Origin of the sequence: Nocardioides sp. WS12, assembly GCF_014108865.1 — a bacterium.
Taxonomy (GTDB): domain Bacteria; phylum Actinomycetota; class Actinomycetes; order Propionibacteriales; family Nocardioidaceae; genus Nocardioides.
The window spans coordinates 972,522-989,397 of record NZ_CP053928.1 but is presented as its reverse complement, the minus strand read 5'-3'; the positions used below and the strand labels follow the sequence as shown (position 1 = coordinate 989,397).

At 70.5% G+C, this 16,876-nt stretch carries 17 protein-coding genes and 1 tRNA gene; 12 read left to right on the top strand and 6 right to left on the bottom strand.

Going from position 1 to position 16,876, the window contains the following annotated elements; all coding sequences use genetic code 11:
- Positions 1–108: 108 nt before the first annotated feature.
- Both HRC28_RS04535 and HRC28_RS04530 read left to right on the top strand, forming a co-directional pair.
- The gene (locus tag HRC28_RS04535) at positions 109–471 is read left to right on the top strand and encodes a DUF1330 domain-containing protein (RefSeq protein ID WP_182378986.1); all 363 of its coding nucleotides are present in this window, start codon (positions 109–111) and stop codon (positions 469–471) included.
- Positions 472–501: 30 nt separating this feature from the next.
- On the top strand, positions 502–1,806 hold the full coding sequence (locus HRC28_RS04530) for an MFS transporter (protein ID WP_237111696.1): 1,305 nt from the start codon (positions 502–504) through the stop codon (positions 1,804–1,806).
- Here HRC28_RS04530 and HRC28_RS04525 read toward each other — a convergent pair.
- From HRC28_RS04525 to HRC28_RS04510, 4 genes are all read right to left on the bottom strand, one after another.
- The gene (locus HRC28_RS04525; protein ID WP_237111695.1) at positions 1,803–2,633 is read right to left on the bottom strand and encodes an MBL fold metallo-hydrolase; all 831 of its coding nucleotides are present in this window, start codon (positions 2,631–2,633) and stop codon (positions 1,803–1,805) included. The two genes, HRC28_RS04530 and HRC28_RS04525, sit on opposite strands and share 4 nt — an antisense overlap.
- A gap of 4 nt (positions 2,634–2,637) precedes the next feature.
- Positions 2,638–3,543: an NUDIX domain-containing protein gene (locus tag HRC28_RS04520; RefSeq protein ID WP_237111694.1), complete on the bottom strand. Its 906-nt coding sequence runs from the start codon at positions 3,541–3,543 to the stop codon at positions 2,638–2,640.
- Between the two features lie 65 nt (positions 3,544–3,608).
- Positions 3,609–4,067: a RidA family protein gene (locus HRC28_RS04515; protein WP_182378985.1), complete on the bottom strand. Its 459-nt coding sequence runs from the start codon at positions 4,065–4,067 to the stop codon at positions 3,609–3,611.
- A 1-nt stretch (position 4,068) separates the two neighbouring features.
- Positions 4,069–4,221, bottom strand: coding sequence for a hypothetical protein (locus HRC28_RS04510; RefSeq protein ID WP_182378984.1), 153 nt, complete (start codon positions 4,219–4,221; stop codon positions 4,069–4,071).
- Between the two features lie 121 nt (positions 4,222–4,342).
- On the opposite strand from HRC28_RS04510, the gene HRC28_RS04505 reads away from it, so the two are divergent.
- The 7 genes from HRC28_RS04505 (at position 4,343) to HRC28_RS04475 (ending at position 12,187) form a co-directional block, all read left to right on the top strand.
- Positions 4,343–4,753: a hypothetical protein gene (locus HRC28_RS04505; RefSeq protein WP_182378983.1), complete on the top strand. Its 411-nt coding sequence runs from the start codon at positions 4,343–4,345 to the stop codon at positions 4,751–4,753.
- 70 nt (positions 4,754–4,823) lie between these two features.
- Positions 4,824–5,984: a histidine kinase gene (locus HRC28_RS04500; protein WP_182378982.1), complete on the top strand. Its 1,161-nt coding sequence runs from the start codon at positions 4,824–4,826 to the stop codon at positions 5,982–5,984.
- Positions 5,981–6,670 (top strand): response regulator transcription factor, encoded by a 690-nt coding sequence (locus tag HRC28_RS04495; protein WP_272902668.1) that lies wholly within the window; start codon positions 5,981–5,983, stop codon positions 6,668–6,670. The genes HRC28_RS04500 and HRC28_RS04495 overlap by 4 nt, the downstream gene beginning before the upstream one ends.
- Before the next feature lie 61 nt (positions 6,671–6,731).
- Positions 6,732–7,502: an ABC transporter ATP-binding protein gene (locus HRC28_RS04490; RefSeq protein ID WP_182378981.1), complete on the top strand. Its 771-nt coding sequence runs from the start codon at positions 6,732–6,734 to the stop codon at positions 7,500–7,502.
- Entirely contained in the window at positions 7,502–9,928 is a 2,427-nt protein-coding gene (locus HRC28_RS04485; RefSeq protein WP_182378980.1) for an FtsX-like permease family protein, read from the top strand. The genes HRC28_RS04490 and HRC28_RS04485 overlap by 1 nt, the downstream gene beginning before the upstream one ends.
- Before the next feature lie 79 nt (positions 9,929–10,007).
- Positions 10,008–11,006: an ArsA-related P-loop ATPase gene (locus tag HRC28_RS04480; protein WP_182378979.1), complete on the top strand. Its 999-nt coding sequence runs from the start codon at positions 10,008–10,010 to the stop codon at positions 11,004–11,006.
- Positions 11,006–12,187 carry an ArsA family ATPase gene (locus tag HRC28_RS04475; protein ID WP_182378978.1) on the top strand — a complete coding sequence of 394 codons (1,182 nt, stop codon included), beginning with the start codon at positions 11,006–11,008 and terminating at the stop codon, positions 12,185–12,187. The genes HRC28_RS04480 and HRC28_RS04475 overlap by 1 nt, the downstream gene beginning before the upstream one ends.
- Positions 12,188–12,231: 44 nt before the next feature.
- Here HRC28_RS04475 and HRC28_RS04470 read toward each other — a convergent pair whose 3' ends face one another.
- Positions 12,232–12,513 carry a WhiB family transcriptional regulator gene (locus HRC28_RS04470; protein ID WP_182378977.1) on the bottom strand — a complete coding sequence of 94 codons (282 nt, stop codon included), beginning with the start codon at positions 12,511–12,513 and terminating at the stop codon, positions 12,232–12,234.
- 227 nt (positions 12,514–12,740) lie between these two features.
- On the opposite strand from HRC28_RS04470, the gene HRC28_RS04465 reads away from it, so the two are divergent.
- The gene (locus HRC28_RS04465; protein WP_182378976.1) at positions 12,741–15,107 is read left to right on the top strand and encodes a transglycosylase domain-containing protein; all 2,367 of its coding nucleotides are present in this window, start codon (positions 12,741–12,743) and stop codon (positions 15,105–15,107) included.
- 9 nt (positions 15,108–15,116) lie between these two features.
- Here the strand turns inward: HRC28_RS04465 and HRC28_RS04460 are convergent, their stop codons facing one another.
- Complete coding sequence (locus HRC28_RS04460) at positions 15,117–15,575, bottom strand: GatB/YqeY domain-containing protein (protein WP_182378975.1); 459 nt, start codon at positions 15,573–15,575, stop codon at positions 15,117–15,119.
- A 36-nt stretch (positions 15,576–15,611) separates the two neighbouring features.
- Between HRC28_RS04460 and HRC28_RS04455 the strand changes: the two genes are divergently transcribed.
- Both HRC28_RS04455 and HRC28_RS04450 read left to right on the top strand, forming a co-directional pair.
- Positions 15,612–16,544: a metallophosphoesterase gene (locus HRC28_RS04455; RefSeq protein ID WP_182378974.1), complete on the top strand. Its 933-nt coding sequence runs from the start codon at positions 15,612–15,614 to the stop codon at positions 16,542–16,544.
- Between the two features lie 100 nt (positions 16,545–16,644).
- Positions 16,645–16,721: transfer RNA gene (locus tag HRC28_RS04450), tRNA-Pro, on the top strand.
- The last annotated feature ends 155 nt before the right edge of the window (positions 16,722–16,876 follow it).

The following is a 16,876-nucleotide window of genomic DNA, read 5'->3' as shown; positions in this document are numbered from 1 at the left end:
CCCAACCTAGCCAGCGCAACGCAGCAGGGACATGACCTCGGAGGTCATCGCCCGTACGCCAGGTGTCGCGGTGGGATGCAGGTCCACCGCACATGACAGGAGAACACCATGAGCACCTCCGTGAATGCCCGCGCCTACGCCATCGCCTACCTCCGCGAGATCGACTTCGGGGACGCGATCGTCGAGTACATCGAGAAGATCGACGCCACCCTTGCGCCGTACGGCGGCCGGTTCCTGGTCCACGGCGGCGAACTGACGCCGGCCGAGGGCACCTGGGACGGCGACATCGTGATCATCGAGTTCCCGGACCAGGCAGCGGCCAGCGACTGGTACCTGTCGCCCGCCTACCAGGCGATCCTGCCGTTGCGGACCGAGCACTCGCAGTCCATCGCGGCGATGGTCGAGGGCGTCCCGAGCGGCTACCGCGCCGTCGACAAGCTCGCTGTTCTGCTGGGCGGCACCGGCGGCTGACACCGGTCGCGGCGCGGCTAGCCTGATCGTGTGAACCTGCCCGCCGCGACCGTCGCGCGGGGGGCGTACCCGATCTGGGTCGTCGGACTGCTCGTCTACCTGCTGGCCGTGTTCCACCGGTCCTCGCTCGCCGTGGCCGGCCTCGCCGCGACCGAACGCTTCGACATCGGCGCCTCCCAGCTCGCGACCTTCACGATGTTGCAGTTGCTCGTCTACGCAGCGATGCAGATCCCGGTGGGCCTGCTGGTCGACCGCTTCGGGCCACGCCGGGTGCTGCTGACCGGCGCCGTCGTTCTGATCGTGGCGCAGGCCGGCTTCGCGTTCGCCGACACGTACGCGCTGGCGCTGCTCGCCCGGCTCTTCGTGGGCATCGGCGACGCGATGACCTTCATCTGCGTGCTGCGCCTGGTCACCACCTGGTTCGCTCCGCGCCGGATCCCGCTGATGACCCAGCTGACCGGCGTGCTGGGACAGCTCGGCGCGATCCTCGCCGCCGTACCCATGACGTGGGCGCTGGGGAACCTGGGCTGGACCCGCTCGTACCTGCTCGCCGCGTCGCTCGGCATCGTCCTCGTCATCGCGCTGTTGACGATCGTGCACGATGCCCCCTCGTCGCGATCGGTGTTCGGGCCGGCGCTGTCCTGGCCGCAGATCCGCTCGAGCCTGGGGGCGTCATGGGCCGAGCCGGGCACTCGCCTCGGCTTCTGGATGCACTTCTCGACGCAGTTCAGCGCGACCACCCTGGGCCTGCTCTGGGGCTATCCGTTCTTCGTGCGCGGCGAAGGTCTGTCCGACCATGCCGCCGGCCTGTTGCTGACACTGATGGTCATCGCCGTGATGATCACCGGACCGGTGCTGGGGTGGGCGATCACGCACCACCCGTGGCAACGCTCCACCATCGTCCTCGGCATCGTCGTCTCCATCGTCGTGGTCTGGACCGTCGTGCTCGCGTGGCCGGGCAACGCACCGCTGCCCCTGCTGGTGCTGCTCGTCATCGTGGTCGGTGTCGGTGGCCCGGCCTCGATGATCGGGTTCGACCTCGGTCGCACCTCGAATCCCCCGGACCGACTCGCCAGCGCGACGGGAATCATCAACCAGGCCGGGTTCATCGCGAGCCTGCTGCTCGTCGTCGGCATCGGTGTCGTCCTCGACTGGCGCACGCCGGGATCGAGCACTGACTACACGCCCGACGCGTTCCGCGCCGCGATGTCGTGCCAGTACCTGCTCTGGGGCGTCGGCCTCGTGCAGATCTGGCGCTACCGGGTGAAGGCGCGCGCCAAGATCATGGCCGAAGAGCCCGAGGCGTACGGCCGGGCCCCGCACCAGTTGGGCTAACGCCCCGCCAGGTAGGCCAGTTGTGCCCGCACGGACCACTCGGCTGCCACCCACAACGACTCGTCCACGTCGGCGTACACGACCTCGACGACCTGGCGCGGCAGGTCGGGGTCCTCGGCGACATCGGGGGGCAACTGGGCCGGCGTCAGGCCCAACCGTGACAGGGCGGCCTCGACCTGGGCCAGGCGTTCGCGGCGGTGCACCACGTAGTGGTCGAGTACGGCGGCCGCCTCCGGGAGGACCGGGCCGTGAGCCGGCCACAGCGACTGCGCCCGGCCGTCGGTGACGAGCGAGCGCATCTTCGCGATGGAGTCGAAGTACGAACCGAGGTCGCCGTCGGGATGGACGATCACCGTCGTGCCGCGGCCGAGCACCATGTCGCCGGTCAGCAGCGCACCGTCGGCCTCGATCAGCAGGGACACCGAGTCGCTGGTGTGCCCGGGCGTCGTCACCACCTCGACCTGCAACCCGGCAACCGACAGCACCTCGCCGTCGACGATCGGCTCCGAACGCCAGCACTGCTCGGGATCCAGGCCGCGCACGCCGCAGCCCATCCGCTCCGCGAACGAGCGGGCCGCCTCGGTGTGGTCGAGGTGGTGGTGCGTCACCACGACGGCCTCCACCTGGCCAGCGACAGCAGCGACCGCGTCGAGGTGGTCGTCGTGCAACGGGCCCGGGTCGACCACGATCGAGCGGTCCGCGCCCGGTTCGCGCAGGATCCAGGTGTTGGTGCCGTCGAGCGTCATGATCCCTGGGTTGGGCGCGAGAACGCAGCGCCCGCGGGCGCCGTACTCACCGCCCTGCCAGGGCACCAACGCCGCGCTCACGACCTCAGGACCTCCGGGCCGCCACCAACGGCCGCAGCTCGTCGGGCATCGACAGCGTGAAGCCGTCACCCAACGGCTCGACCTGGGGCATGAACATCTCGACCGTGCGGCCCACGCTGGCGGCCATCACCTCATCGAGACCGGCATGGGTGCCGATCTCCAGACAGGTGAGGTACGTCGGCGGGAGCATCGCGAGCTCGCCCCGATCCGCCTGGTCGGCCGCTTCGGCGGCCGGCAGCCACACGACCTCCGACGACTCGGTGGACACGTCGCGGGTCAGCTGGCCCTCGGGCAACCGGGCCGCGAAGAAGTAGGTCCGGTAGCGCTTGGGCTCGAAGACCGGGGTGAGCCAGCCGGTCCAGATGCCGAGCAGGTCGGTGCGCAGCACCAGTCCGCGGCGGGTCAGGAAGTCGGTCATCGACTCGGCGCGCGACTCGAGCGCGACCCGGTCGGCCTCCCAGTCGTCGCCGGTGGTGTCGGCGATGACACTGTCGGCCGAGGTGCCGGCGAGCAGCACGCCCGACTCCTCGAAGGTCTCCCGGACGGCCGCGCACACGAGCGCCCGCGCGACGTCCTCGGCCGTCCCGAGGCGGGTGGCCCATTCGGCGGGCGACGGCCCGGCCCAGGCGACGGTGTGGTCGTAGTCGCGCGGGTCGACGCCACCACCGGGGAACACACACATGCCACCGGCAAAGGCCATCGTGGTCTGGCGCCGCAGCAGGTAGACCTCGGGCGCACCGTCCACACCGGGCCGCAGCAGGATCACGGTCGCGGCGTCGCGCGGCTCGGCCGCCTCACGCTGCCCGTCGGCGTACTCCTGGGCAAGCGTTGCGAGCTTCTCCGGCAACGGCACCGGAGGAAGCGGCAATGCCTTCAGCCCGAGCGTGTCTCCGGTGGCACCGCCGGACAATACAGATCCGCTGTCGACCACCGGTGGGAAACCGGCGGCCCCACCTCCCGCCACGCTGCCGGGTGTCACCCGACGACCTCGGCGATGACCTCGACCTCGACGGCCGAGTCGAGCGGCAGCACGGCGACACCGACGGCCGAGCGTGCGTGCACGCCGAGCTCGCCGAACACCGCACCGAACAGCTCGGAGGCGCCGTTGGCGACGGCGGCCTGCGCCGTGAAGTCCGGGGCCGAAGCGACGAAGACGCCGACCTTGAGGATCCGGATGCCCTCGAGCGTGCCGGTCACCGAACGGATCGCCGCCATCGCGTTGAGCGCGCACTGACGGGCGCACTCGTACGCCGTCTCGGGCGTGACCTCAGCACCGACCTTGCCGGTCGCGACCAGCACGCCGTCGCGCATCGGGATCTGCCCGGCCGTGTAGACCATCGCCCCGCTGCGGACAGCGGGCAGGTACGCCGCGACGGGCGGAACGACGTCCGGAACCGTCAGTCCGAGTTCGGCAAGCCGCTCTTCCGCTGTCATCTCACTCGGCCGGACGCTTGAAGTAAGCGATGTCGTTGCCACCCTGGCCGGGAACGAGGGCAACGAGCTCCCACCCGTCCTGGCCGAAGTTGTTGAGGATCTGGCCCGCAACGTGGTTGAGGACGGGCGCTACCTGGTACTCCCACTTGGTCATGCTCAGCACGATACTCAGCCCGGTCAGGCGCTCCGGTCGAGGGCGGCGCCGACGCCCGGATCCGGGCCGGCTGGGATCGGAACGGAGTGGCCGACGTCACAACTTGTGCGACGATGCGGCCGTGAGTCTCGACAACGCCGTTTGGATGTTGACCGGGCTGGCCGCGGTCGTCGTACTCCTGACCAGGATGCGCCTCTCCTCGGAGCAGTCCCAGGCAGGCCACGCCCTCGTCCCTCTCGGGATCGTCCGGGCCCACACTGTCGTGGGCATCGCGGCACTGGGCGTCTGGATCTACTACCTGACGTCGCCCGGCGGGACCGTCGGCGCCATCGCGCTGGTCGTGTGGTGGATCGAGGTCCTGATCGGCCTGTTGATCCTGACCCGGTGGATGTCGCGTCCGAGCAAGCACGCCGCCGACGCGACGGGCGACAGTTGGGCGCAGGGCCCGGCGCTGTCGATCCTGGGCCACATCGGCATGCTGGTCGGCATCAGCTTCTTCACGTGGATCGTTCTGGCGGACAAGCTCTCCTGAGCCCACACCGACGCCCGGGTCCACCCGTGGTCTGACGCGTCGACGCCGAACCTCCCTCTACGGTGGACCGGTGGCTCGACCAGACCGGCAACCGTGGCGCCTCGGCCCCCGGGGCGTGCGGTGGTTCGACCTCGGCCTCACCGCGTTCCTCCTGTTGCCGGTGCCGGCGTTCCTTCTCTTCGGGAACCCGCTGCACGGACTGCTCATGCTGGTCCAGATCGCACCCCTCGCCGTTCGCCGGCGCTGGCCCGTTCCGGTGTTCGCGGTCGTCGCGGTCGGCTGTGCCATCCAGGCACCCCTCGTCGACGTCCCGCTGTGGAGCCAGTTCGCCTTCCCGATCGCGACGTACTCGGTGGCCCGGTTCGGCTCGACCTGGTGGAGCGCGGCCGCGGTGGCCACCGGACTCCTCGGCGCCGGCATCGCGTCGGTCGTGTGGCTGCGCGGGTACGACGGCACGCAACTCACCTTCCAGAACGTCTCTGCCTACTTCCTGACCATCGCCCTCGTCGTGGTGGTCGCGTGGGCGCTCGGCACCCTCAACCGCGTGCGGCAGTCGTACGTCGACGCGCTGGTCGAGCGCGGAGAGCAACTCGAGCACGAGGCGGCGCAGCAGGCGGCGCTCGCCGCGATCGAGGAGCGACAGCGGATTGCCCGCGAGATGCATGACGTCGTCGCCCACGGACTCACCACGATCGTGGTGCAGGCCGACGGAGCCCGTGCGGTGGCCGCCACGGATCCCTCGGTCGTCGTACCCACTCTCGCGACGATCGCGGACACCGGACGAGAGGCGATGGCCGAGATGCGCCGGATGCTCGGCCTGTTGCGCGCCGACGGCGCCGCGACCACACCGCAGCCCCGGCTGGCTGATCTCGCAGGGCTGGTCGCCGAGGCCGAAGCGGCCGGGACTCCGGTGACGACAGAGTGGCCCGATCCTGCGCCGACCGTGTCCGACGGGGTCGGCCTCACCGTCTATCGCGTGGTCCAGGAGTCACTGACGAACGTTCGCAAGCACGCCGGGCCGGGCGCGACAGCTGCCATCCGGCTGCGAGTCGACGGCGAGGCCGTCGTGGTCGAGGTCGACGACGACGGGCGCGGGGCCGCAGCCCGCACCGACGGCGGCGGTCTGGGGCTGACCGGAATGCGCGAGCGGGTCGGCGCCCACCGGGGTGCCCTCGACGCCGGTCCGCTACCCGGCGGTGGCTACCGCGTGTGCGCAAGGATCCCGCTGTGAAGGCGACGAGCGCTACCGCGAGCGAGCCGATCCGGGTGTTCCTCGTCGACGACCAGGAACTGGTCCGCGCCGGCTTCCGAATGCTGATCGACAGCCAACCCGACCTCACCGTCGTGGGCGAGGCGGGCGACGGCGGCGAGGCGCTGGAACGACTGGCCGTGACCGGCTGCGACGTCGTCCTGATGGATGTGCGGATGCCCCGGCTCGACGGCGTCGAGGCGACCCGGCGCCTGATGGAACGACCCGGCGCCCCGCAGGTCATCGTGCTCACCACGTTCGACCTCGACGAGTACGCGTTCGCCGCGATCCGGGCAGGTGCGGCGGCCTTCCTGCTCAAGGACGCGACGCCCGAGGTCCTGCTCGGCGCCGTACGAACGGTGCACGACGGCGAATCCGTCGTCGCGCCCAGCACCACCCGTCGGCTGCTCGAGCACTTCGCCACCACCCTCCCGGATCCGGCGATGCCCACGCCCGACCAGCGACTCGACGCCCTCACCGATCGCGAGCGCGAGACGCTCGTGCTCGTCGGCCGCGGCCTGTCGAACACCGAGATCGCGGCGCAGTTCGTGGTGTCGGAAGCAACGGTCAAGACCCACATCAACCGGTTGTTGTCGAAGACCGGCTCCCGCGACCGGGTCCGACTGGTTGTCCTCGCCTTCGAGACCGGGCTGGTCCACCCGCAGTAGGACACCCGGATCAACCTCCGGCCTGACGATTCGCGGGCGGCCGACGACAAGGCTCGCAGGCATGACCTCCCTGCAGACCAGCCCCCCATCTCTCACCGGCCCGACCCTCGCTGCCAGCGCTCGCGGCGTCACCCGGACCTATGGCCGCGGCGACACCCTCGTGTCCGCCCTGCGCGGCGTCGACCTCGACCTCCCGACCGGCCGGTTCACCGCGATCATGGGCCCGTCGGGGTCCGGCAAGTCGACGCTGATGCACTGCCTGGCCGGGCTCGACCAACCCACGGACGGCACGGTCGTTGTCGCCGGGCAACCCCTGGAGTCCCTGGACGACGATGCCCTCACCCGGTTCCGCCGCGACCACGTGGGCTTCGTGTTCCAGGCGTTCAACCTGCTGCCGATGCTGAGTGCCGAACAGAACATCTGGCTGCCCACCGAACTGGCGGGACGTCCCCACCCGGACCTCCGCGAGCGCTTCGACCACATCGTCACGACCCTCGGACTGACCGACCGCCTCACCCACCGACCCGCGGAACTCTCCGGTGGCCAGCAGCAGCGGGTCGCGATCGCCCGCGCCCTGCTCACCGCTCCCGCCATCGTGTTCGCCGATGAGCCGACCGGCAACCTCGACAGCACCTCTTCGGCCGAGGTGTTGTCGTTCCTGCGCGGGTCGGTGCGCGAACTCGGCCAGACCGTCGTGATGGTCACCCACGAGATCGACGCGGCCGGTTACGCCGATGACGTCGTCGTTCTCGCCGACGGCCGGGTCACCCACCATCTCCACGACCCGTCGCGCGCGGACCTCGTCGCCGCGCTCGCCGCCCGGGGCGCCTGATGCGCACCGTGCTCCTGGCGTCCCTGCGCACCCACACCCGGCGGTACGGCGCCGCCCTGCTCGCGGTCGTCGTCGGCGTCGTGTTCATCGTGGTCACCGGGGCCCTGTCGTCGGCCGTACGTGAGGGGCTGACCGCCGGCGTGGCCGTCCCGTACGACGGCGCGGACGCCGTGGTCGACCAGCCCTCCACTGCGGATGCGACCCGCCTGCTGGACGCCGCGCCCGCGGTGGGCGCCGACGCATGGTTGATCGGCTGGACCCTCCAGCAGGTCACCCACGACGGCAAGGTCGTCGACAGCAGTGCCGACATCGCCCAGGTCCCCGATGAGCCCGACCGGCGCTGGCAGGAGCTCGTCGACGGGCGGTTCCCCGCGGGACCGGGCGAGGCCGTGGTCGACACCAACGCCGCCAAGGTCGCCGACGTCGGCCTCGGCGACCGGCTCCGGATCGGGTCCGGCAGCCAGGCCCTCGACGTCGAGATCGTCGGCCTGGCCGACTCGCCCTCGGCCTTCTCGGTGGCCTCGGTCTACCTGCTGTGGGGCGACCTGTCCCGGTGGGAGGACAGCCTCTACGTCAGCAGCGTCGCGTGGGCCGACCCCGGTGGGCTGAGTGAGGCACGCGCGGCAATCCGGGACGTCGTACCGACGGCGGAGGCGATGAGCGTCGACGCCTTCACCCAGCTCGTCCAGAAGGAGATCAACAACGAGGTCGACCTCATCGCGATCATCGTGCTGCTCTTCGCCTCCATCGCTCTCCTGGTCGCGGTGCTGGTCATCAACAACACGTTCACGATCCTGTTCGCGCAGCGCGCTCGGGACTTCGCGCTGCTGCGCTGCGTGGGAGCCACCCGGCGCCAGCTCGTGCGCACGGTGCGCCTCGAGTCCCTCCTGATCGGGCTGCTCGCGGCCGGCATCGGCATCGGCGCGGGGCTGGGCCTGGGCCACGGCCTGGTCGCGTTCGTGCGGGCGCAGTGGCCGGACGCGCACATGGGTGAGGCCTCGGTCGGCGCAGCCTGGCTGCTCGTCGCCGCGGCCGTCGCCCTCGGCGTCACGCTGGTCGCCGCCTGGCTCCCGACCCGGCGGGTGGTCAAGGTGAGCCCCCTGACCGCGCTCCGCCCGGACGACAGCACCCGGATCGGCACCTCCACCGGCCGGATCCGGCTCGGCCTCGGTTGCCTCGTGATCGCCGTCGGCGCGCTTGCTCTGGCCGTGGCGGTCGAGGTGACCAGCCCACCGGCGCTCATCGCGGGTGGGGCCACCACCTTCGCCGGCGTACTGCTGACCGGCCCGGTGCTCGTGCCGGCGCTGATCCGCGCGCTGGGGCGCGTCACCGGCCGAGTCCTCGGTCCCGCAGGTCGCCTGGCGGCAGCGAACGCCGTCCGCAACCCGCGACGGACGGCCGCCACCGCTGCGTCGCTCCTGATCGGCGTCACCCTGACGACGGCGGTCCTGACCGGCATGGCCAGCTCGCGATCGGCGCTGGCGGACAAGATGGACGAACAACACCCGATCGACGTCGCCATTACCGGCACCGGACCGCTGTCTCCCGACGTGGTCGAGCGGATCTCGGCCGTCGACGGCGTCGAGGCCACGGCCGCGGTACCCGGCACGACCGCCCGGATCCAGGGCCTCGGCCAACTGCCCGTCATCGCCGCACCGCCCTCCGGGCACGGAGTCCTCCACGGCGATCTCGTCGAACCGGGCGCCCGCCAGGTGCAGGTGCCATGGGATCTCCTCGGCGACGGTGTCGAGGCCGACGACCGCGTCGACGTCACCGTGGGCGACCGGACGCAGCGGCTCCGGGTCGTCGGCGGCGAGGGCTGGGGAGAGGCGGCCCTGGTCCGTCGTACGACGCTCGACCTGCTGACCCCTGATCCGTCCGTACAGGCCCTGTGGGTCCGCGCGGCCGACGATGCCGACGCGGAGGACCTCGCGGGCTCGCTCGAGGCGATCGCCGTACCGATCGACGCCGGGCTCGAGAACGGCCTGGCCCGACGGGCCTACGTCGACCTCCAGCTGGACGTCGTGACCGGCGGCGTCGTGGGCCTGCTCGCCATCGCGGTGCTCATCGCCCTCGTCGGCATCGCCAACACCCTCGGCCTGTCCGTCCTGGAGCGGGGTCGCGAGCACGCCCTGCTCCGCGCACTGGGCCTGACCCGCCGCCAACTCCGACGAATGCTTGCCACCGAAGCAGTTCTGCTGGCCGTGGTCGCCACGGTCCTCGGCACCGCGCTGGGGGTGACGTTCGCGTGGGCTGGCGTGCAGGCCCTGGTCGGTCCCGTCGTCAGCGGTGCCGGTCTGGTGCTGCCGTGGACCCAGTTGGCCCTGGTCGTGACGGCATCAGCGGTGGCCGGTCTGCTCGCCGCCGTGGTCCCGGCCCGCCGGGCCGGTCGTACGACGCCCGCGGCGGGACTCGCGATCGAGTAGCCGGGCCAACACACCAGCGTGGGGAGGTTCACGGGGCGTGTCAGCACCCGCGGGCCTCCCCTGTCGCTACGCTGCCCCGGTGAGTGATTGGCCGAAGGTTCGCCTGCACATCGTCTCCGGCAAGGGCGGTACGGGTAAGTCGACCGTGGCCTCGGCGCTCGCGCTCGCGCTGGCCCGCAAGGGCAAGAACGTCCTGTTGTGTGAGGTCGAGGGTCGCCAGGGCATCGCGCGGATGTTCGACGTCGACCCGCTCCCGTACGTCGAACGGCGCCTGACCACCGGCCTCCCGGACGAGGACGGCGGCCGCGGCGTCGTCTACGCCCTGCACATCGACGCGGAGTCCGCGCTCCTGGAGTACCTCTCCATGTACTACCGCCTCGGCCGCGCCGGGAAGGCGCTCGACCGCTTCGGCGTCATCGAGTTCGCCACCACCATCGCGCCGGGCGTGCGCGACGTGCTGCTCACCGGCAAGGTCTACGAGGCCGTCGAGCGCAACAGCCGCAACAAGGGCGCCATCAACTACGACCACGTCGTGCTGGACGCGCCGCCGACCGGCCGGATCTGCCAGTTCCTCAACGTCAGCAACGAACTGGCCGGGCTGGCGAAGGTCGGCCCGATCAAGGCGCAGTCGGACACGATGATGACCCTGTTCCGTTCGCCGCGTACGGCGGTCCACCTGGTCACCGTGCTCGAGGAGATGCCGGTGCAGGAGACCATCGACGGCATCGCCGAACTGGGTGCCAACCGGCTCCCGGTCGGCGGCGTCATCGTGAACCTCGCCCGGCCCCAGGATCTCGATGCCGACGACCTCGCCGCCGCGCGCACGGGCAGCCTCGACCAGGCCGCCATCGAGAAGGACCTCGCGGCAGGGGGCCTCGCGGTCACCCCGACCCTGGTCGAGGACCTCGTCGCCGAGGCAGCCGACCACGCCGAGCGTCGCGCCCTCGAGGACTCCCAGCGGGCGCTGGTCGCCCAGCTCGACGTGCCGTCCTACGAACTCCCCCGGATGGCCGGCGGCATCGACATCGGCGGCCTGTACGAACTCGCCGCCCACCTCCGAGCGCAGGGAATGGCCTGATGGCACGCAGCAGCACCCAACGCCAGACCCGCGTCGGCCCCGCCACCACGCCCGCCCGGCGGGCCGGCACTCTCGACGTCGACGCCCTCCTCGATGACCCGACGACGGGGATCATCGTGTGCTGCGGCTCCGGCGGCGTCGGCAAGACCACGACCAGTGCCGCGCTCGCGCTGCGGGCAGCCGAACGGGGGCGGAAGGTCGTCGTACTCACGATCGACCCGGCTCGCCGCCTCGCGCAGTCGATGGGTATTGCGGAGCTCGACAACACCCCGCGGCCGGTCAGCGGCATCCAGGGCGAGGGCACCCTCGACGCGATGATGCTCGACATGAAGCGCACCTTCGACGAGGTGGTCATCTCCCAGGCCAGCCCGGAGAAGGCGAAGCAGATCCTGGCCAACCCGTTCTACATCGCACTGTCGAGCTCGTTCGCGGGCACGCAGGAGTACATGGCGATGGAGAAGCTCGGCCAGTTGCACCGTGACTCGCAAGCGGCCGGCACCTACGACCTGATCGTCGTGGACACACCGCCGTCCCGGTCAGCGCTGGACTTCCTGGACTCCCCCGAACGCCTGTCGAGCTTCCTGGACGGCAAGTTCGTCCGGCTGATGATGGCGCCGGCCAAGGGCCCCGCGAAGCTGATGTCGGCCGGCTTCGGTCTCATCGTGAACGCGATGACCAAGATCCTGGGCGCCCAGTTCCTCAAGGACCTGCAGACCTTCGTCACCGCACTCGACACCGTCTTCGGCGGCTTCCGCCAGCGCGCGCAACTGACCTACTCGCTGCTCAAGGCCGACGGTACGGCGTTCCTCGTGGTCGCCGCCCCGGAGCCGGATGCACTGCGCGAGGCGGAGTACTTCGTGGAGCGGCTCAGCGAGGACGGCATGCCCTTGGCAGGACTGGTGATCAACCGGGCCAGCCCGGAGCCGGCCGGCGCCCTGTCGGCGGACGAGGCGATGACGGCAGCGGAGCGGCTGCGTCAACAGGATGCCGGGTCGCTGACGGCCGGACTGCTCCGGCTCCACGGGGACCGGGTGCGGATGGTGCAGCGCGAGGGCATGCTGCGCGACCGGTTCGCGACCGCGCACCCGCAGGTGTCGACGGTCGTCGTGCCGGCGCTTGCCGGAGACGTGCACGACCTCGATGGGCTGCGCACGGTCGGCACCCTGCTCGCACAGGGGTGAAACAGGCCGGGAAGGTCGCTCGCGCGACCCTCCCGGTTCAGGCCTCAGACAGCCGGTACGCCCTGGCCGTCGCGCGCGTCCTCAAGGACCTTGCGCCACGACGCACTTGGGCGGCGGCGCAGCAGCGCACGGCGCTCCCGCTCCGTCATTCCGCCCCAGACGCCCCACTCGATCTGGTTGTCGAGCGCCTCAGCGAGACACTCGGTGCGCACGGCACAACCCGAACACACTTGCTTGGCCTTGTTCTGCTCTGCACCACGGACGAAAAGCTGGTCCGGCTGCGATTCTCTACAGGCCGCCCTGGGCGCCCAGTCATCTACCCACATGTTGTCCCCTTGTGGTTCCCACATCCGAAGAGCCAGCACCCCCACAGCGCATGGTCTCTTCGACTTAGACAAAGTAAAGGATGAAGACCCCTCTCCAACACCGCTCGTTCTGCCCAACCTGTCTAGTCACATCTGACTAGTCCGCACTTGGTCGAGCGCGCCCGTCCTACCGTCGTTCACCTCGCGACGAGTCCGGGTCGCACAGGTATGTCCCGTACCCTGAGGCCATGTCTCGTACCCGGTTCGACGGCCTGCCGCCCGGCAAGATCGCCTCCCATCTCGGCGTGATGCTGCTGGTGTCTGCCGTCCTCGGGGTCGTCGTGTCGGGTCTGGCGATCCCGTTTGCCGGTGTCCTGGGCTTCACCGCCCGCAACGTGGCCGAGTCCGTCGACGACCTCCCGCAGCAACTCGCGACCGAGCAACTGCCGCAGCGCACCGAGATCAAGGACAAGGGCGGGCGCACCATCGCCACCCTGTACGACCAGAACCGGGTCGACGTACCCCTGCGCCAGATGTCGCGCACGATGGTCGAGGCCATCGTCGCGATCGAGGACTACCGCTTCTACCAACACGGTGCGCTCGACGTGAAGGGCACGGTGCGCGCCCTGTTCACCAACCAGGCCGCCGGCGGCGTCGCCCAGGGCGGCTCGTCGATCACGCAGCAACTGGTGAAGCTGACCCTGATCAACCAGGCCAAGACCGACGAGGAACGCGCCGCAGCGACCGACGACACCTACGGTCGCAAGCTCAAGGAACTGCGCTACGCGATCGCGCTGGAGAAGCGCCACACAAAGGACTGGATCCTCGAGCGGTACCTCAACACCGCCTACTTCGGTGACGGCGCGTACGGCGTCCAGGCCGCCGCCCAGCACTACTTCAGCGTCAACGCCAAGGACCTGGACCTGCGCCAGGCGGCTCTCCTGGCCGGACTCGTGCAGAGCCCCGAGGCCTACAACCCCACGAAGAACGCCGCCCAGGCGATGGTCCGACGCAACATCGTGCTCGGCCGGATGGCCCAGCTCAGCGTCGTCACGGACGCCGAGGCCGACGCCGCGAAGAAGCGCAAGCTCGGGCTCAAGGTGCAGGAGCAGCCGAACGGCTGCGTGAACTCGGGTGCGCAGTTCTTCTGCGACTACGTCGTGCGCTGGCTCAAGACCGACCCCGCACTGGGCGAGACGCCCGCCGAGCGCGAGGCGCTGATCTTCAACGGTGGCCTGACGATCAAGACCACCATCGACATGCGCTTCCAGAAGGCCGCACAGGCGTCGGTGAAGTCCCACGTCTTCAAGGACGACGCGGCCATCGGCGCCCTGGCGCTGATCGAGCCCGGCAGCGGCAACGTCCGAGCGCTGGCCCAGTCGCGACCGATGGGCAAGAAGAAGGGCCAGACCTTCCTCAACTACGCGGTGCCCACGAAGTACGGCGACGCCGCTGGCTTCCAGCCGGGGTCGACCTTCAAGGCCTTCGTGCTCGCCGCCGCGATCCAGAAGAAGATCCCGCTCAGTCAGCGGTTCCCGGCGCCCAACCCCGGTCGCTTCGTCGAGAGCGAGTTCGAGACCTGCGACGGGCCCTACCAGAGCAGCGGCATCTGGACGCCCGGCAACTCCACGCGATCGTCGGCCTCGCCGAACCTCTACGAAGGCACGCAGAAGTCGGTCAACACCTTCTTCGTGAACCTCGAGAAGGAGGTCGGCATCTGCGAGCCGTGGAAGCTCGCCAAGCGGATGGGCATCCGCTCCCTGACCAAGGCGAACATCGTGCCGTCGTTCACCCTCGGCGTGGCCAGCGTGAGCCCGCTGGAGATGGCCGAGGCCTACTCGACCTTCGCCGCACGCGGCCTGCACTGTGACGCCCGTCCGGTCACGCAGATCGAGGACGTCGACGGCAACATCCTGAAGAAGTACGAGAAGGCGTGCACGCAGGTGCTCGCCAGCCCCGTCGCGAACGCCGTCAACGACGTGCTCCGCGGCGTGATCGCCCCCGGTGGCTTCGGCCAGGCGTTGAGCCCCGGGCAGCCGGCTGCAGGCAAGACCGGTACGACCAACGCCAACAACTCGGTCTGGTTCGCTGGCTACACGCCCAACCTCGCGGGCGCCTCGGTGGTGGCCGGCATCAACAAGGCGGGCCAACCCCAGTCCCTGGACGGCAAGTCGGTCGGCGGCCGGACCCTGTACACCTCGTCGGGTTCGACCACGGCCGGGCCGCTGTGGGGGGACACCTTCAAGGCGATCGCCCAGTACCTCGACGACGAGGACTTCGAGCGGCCTTCCTCCACCGACATCGCGGGCGTCCTGACCCCGATTCCCGACGTCGCCGGCCGAAGCTACGAAGACGCGCGTTCGGAACTGGCGGCCCTCGGCTTCACGGTCGCCCGTGGCAGCACGGTCGACTCGGGCTACCGCGCCGGACTCGTCGCCTACTCCTCCCCCGGCGCAGGGGCCGACCTCGGCTCAGGTGACACGGTCACCCTCTTCATCTCCGACGGCAGCCCGAAGGCGGCGAAGAAAAAGAAGAAGCGCGGCGGGCCGCCTGCCGGTGGCGCCACCGGCGGCGCCACGGACGACGCCACCGACGACGCCACCGACGACGACTGACGTACGGGCTCAGCCCAGCTGGCGCCGTACCTCCGCGGCCACGGCTGCGCCATCGGCACGCCCCTTGACCTGCGGCGTCACGATGCCCATCACCTGGCCCATGGCCTTGGGGCCGGCACCAGCCGCGCCGATCTGCTCGACCGCTGCGGTGACGATCGCTGCGATCTCCTCGACCCCGAGCTGCTGGGGCAGGTAGTCCTGGAGCACAGCCGTCTCGGCACGCTCCTTGGCGGCCTGCTCGGGCCGGTTGCCCTCCTCGAACGCCACCGCGGCCTCGCGGCGCTTCTTCGCCTCGCTGGACAGGACGCTGAGCACCTCGTCGTCGGTGAGCTCCTTGGCGACCTTCCCGGCCACTTCTGCGTTGGTGACTGCGGTGAGGACCATCCGGAGGGTGGAGGACCGGAGGTCGTCACGGGCCTTGATCGCGGTGGTCAGGTCAGCGCGCAGACGGTCCTTGAGGGTGCTCATGCCTTGATTGTGCCTGCCGTGTGATGTGCTTGCCGAATGGGATTAGGGCAGGCGCTCCTGCGCACGGCGGGCCTCGGCGGCGCGCTCGGGGCCGCGGTGACGTCGTACGCGGTCTGGGAGGCCCGTCAGTACACGCTGCGGACCTACGACGTCCGGGTGCTGCCTGCCGGAATGCGCCCGTTGCGGGTCCTGCAGCTCACCGACATCCACATGACGCCCGGGCAGACCCGGAAGCAGGAGTGGCTGCGGTCGCTGGCGGCTCTGGAGCCCGACCTGGTGATCGACACCGGCGACAACCTGGCGCACCGCGATGCGGTCCCCGTCGTACTCGACAGCCTCGGCGGCCTGCTCGACCTGCCCGGCGTCTTCGTCCACGGCTCCAACGACTACTTCGAGCCCGGCCTGCGCAACCCGTTCGCCTACCTGACACCGGACGACGGCAAGCGCCACACCGACGTCCCCCAACTTCCATGGGGTGACCTGACGGCCGGGATGGCGGGCGCGGGCTGGCTGGACCTGACCAACCGGCGTTCGCGGCTGACCGTCGGCGAGACGACCTTCGCGTTCGCCGGGGTCGATGACCCGCACCTCGGGTACGACGACCTCGCCGCCGTCGCCGGACCGGCGGAAGCGGATGCCGACCTGCGCATCGGGGTGGCCCACGCGCCGTACCTGCGGGTGCTGGACCAGTTCGCCGACGACGGGTACGACGCGATCATCGCCGGGCACACGCACGGCGGCCAGGTGCGGCTGCCCTGGCCCGGCGGTTCCCGTGCGCTGACCACCAACTGCGACATCGAGCCGGCCCGCGCACGCGGCCTGCACCGCCACCCCGCCGACTCCCGGCCGGGTGATCCTCGATCGTCGGTGCTGCACGTCTCCGCGGGCATCGGCACGAACCCCTACACGCGGATCCGGATCGCTTGCCGACCCGAAGCGGTCGTCCTCAACCTGCTGCCCGTGGCCTAGGGCACCCCGTCCGCAACCCGGCTCCCGATTGCAGGTCGGCCTCCCGGCTCCGCTATGCTCCCGTGCTTGTGAGCCGTCCCCGCAAGGGGCTGGTGATCGGCGGGCTGTGGCGCAGCTTGGTAGCGCGCTTCGTTCGGGACGAAGAGGCCGCAGGTTCAAATCCTGTCAGCCCGACCATGTGATGTCTCAGGACATCGGTAAGGGACCCGGACCCACGGAAGTGGGTTCGGGTCCCTTGCTTTTGCCGGTCTGGGCCCCGCCGGGGCTCTTCCCCGCGCTCAGCCCGCACCAGATGCGTGCTGAGCGCGGGTCAACGGCGTGTCGGACCCCTG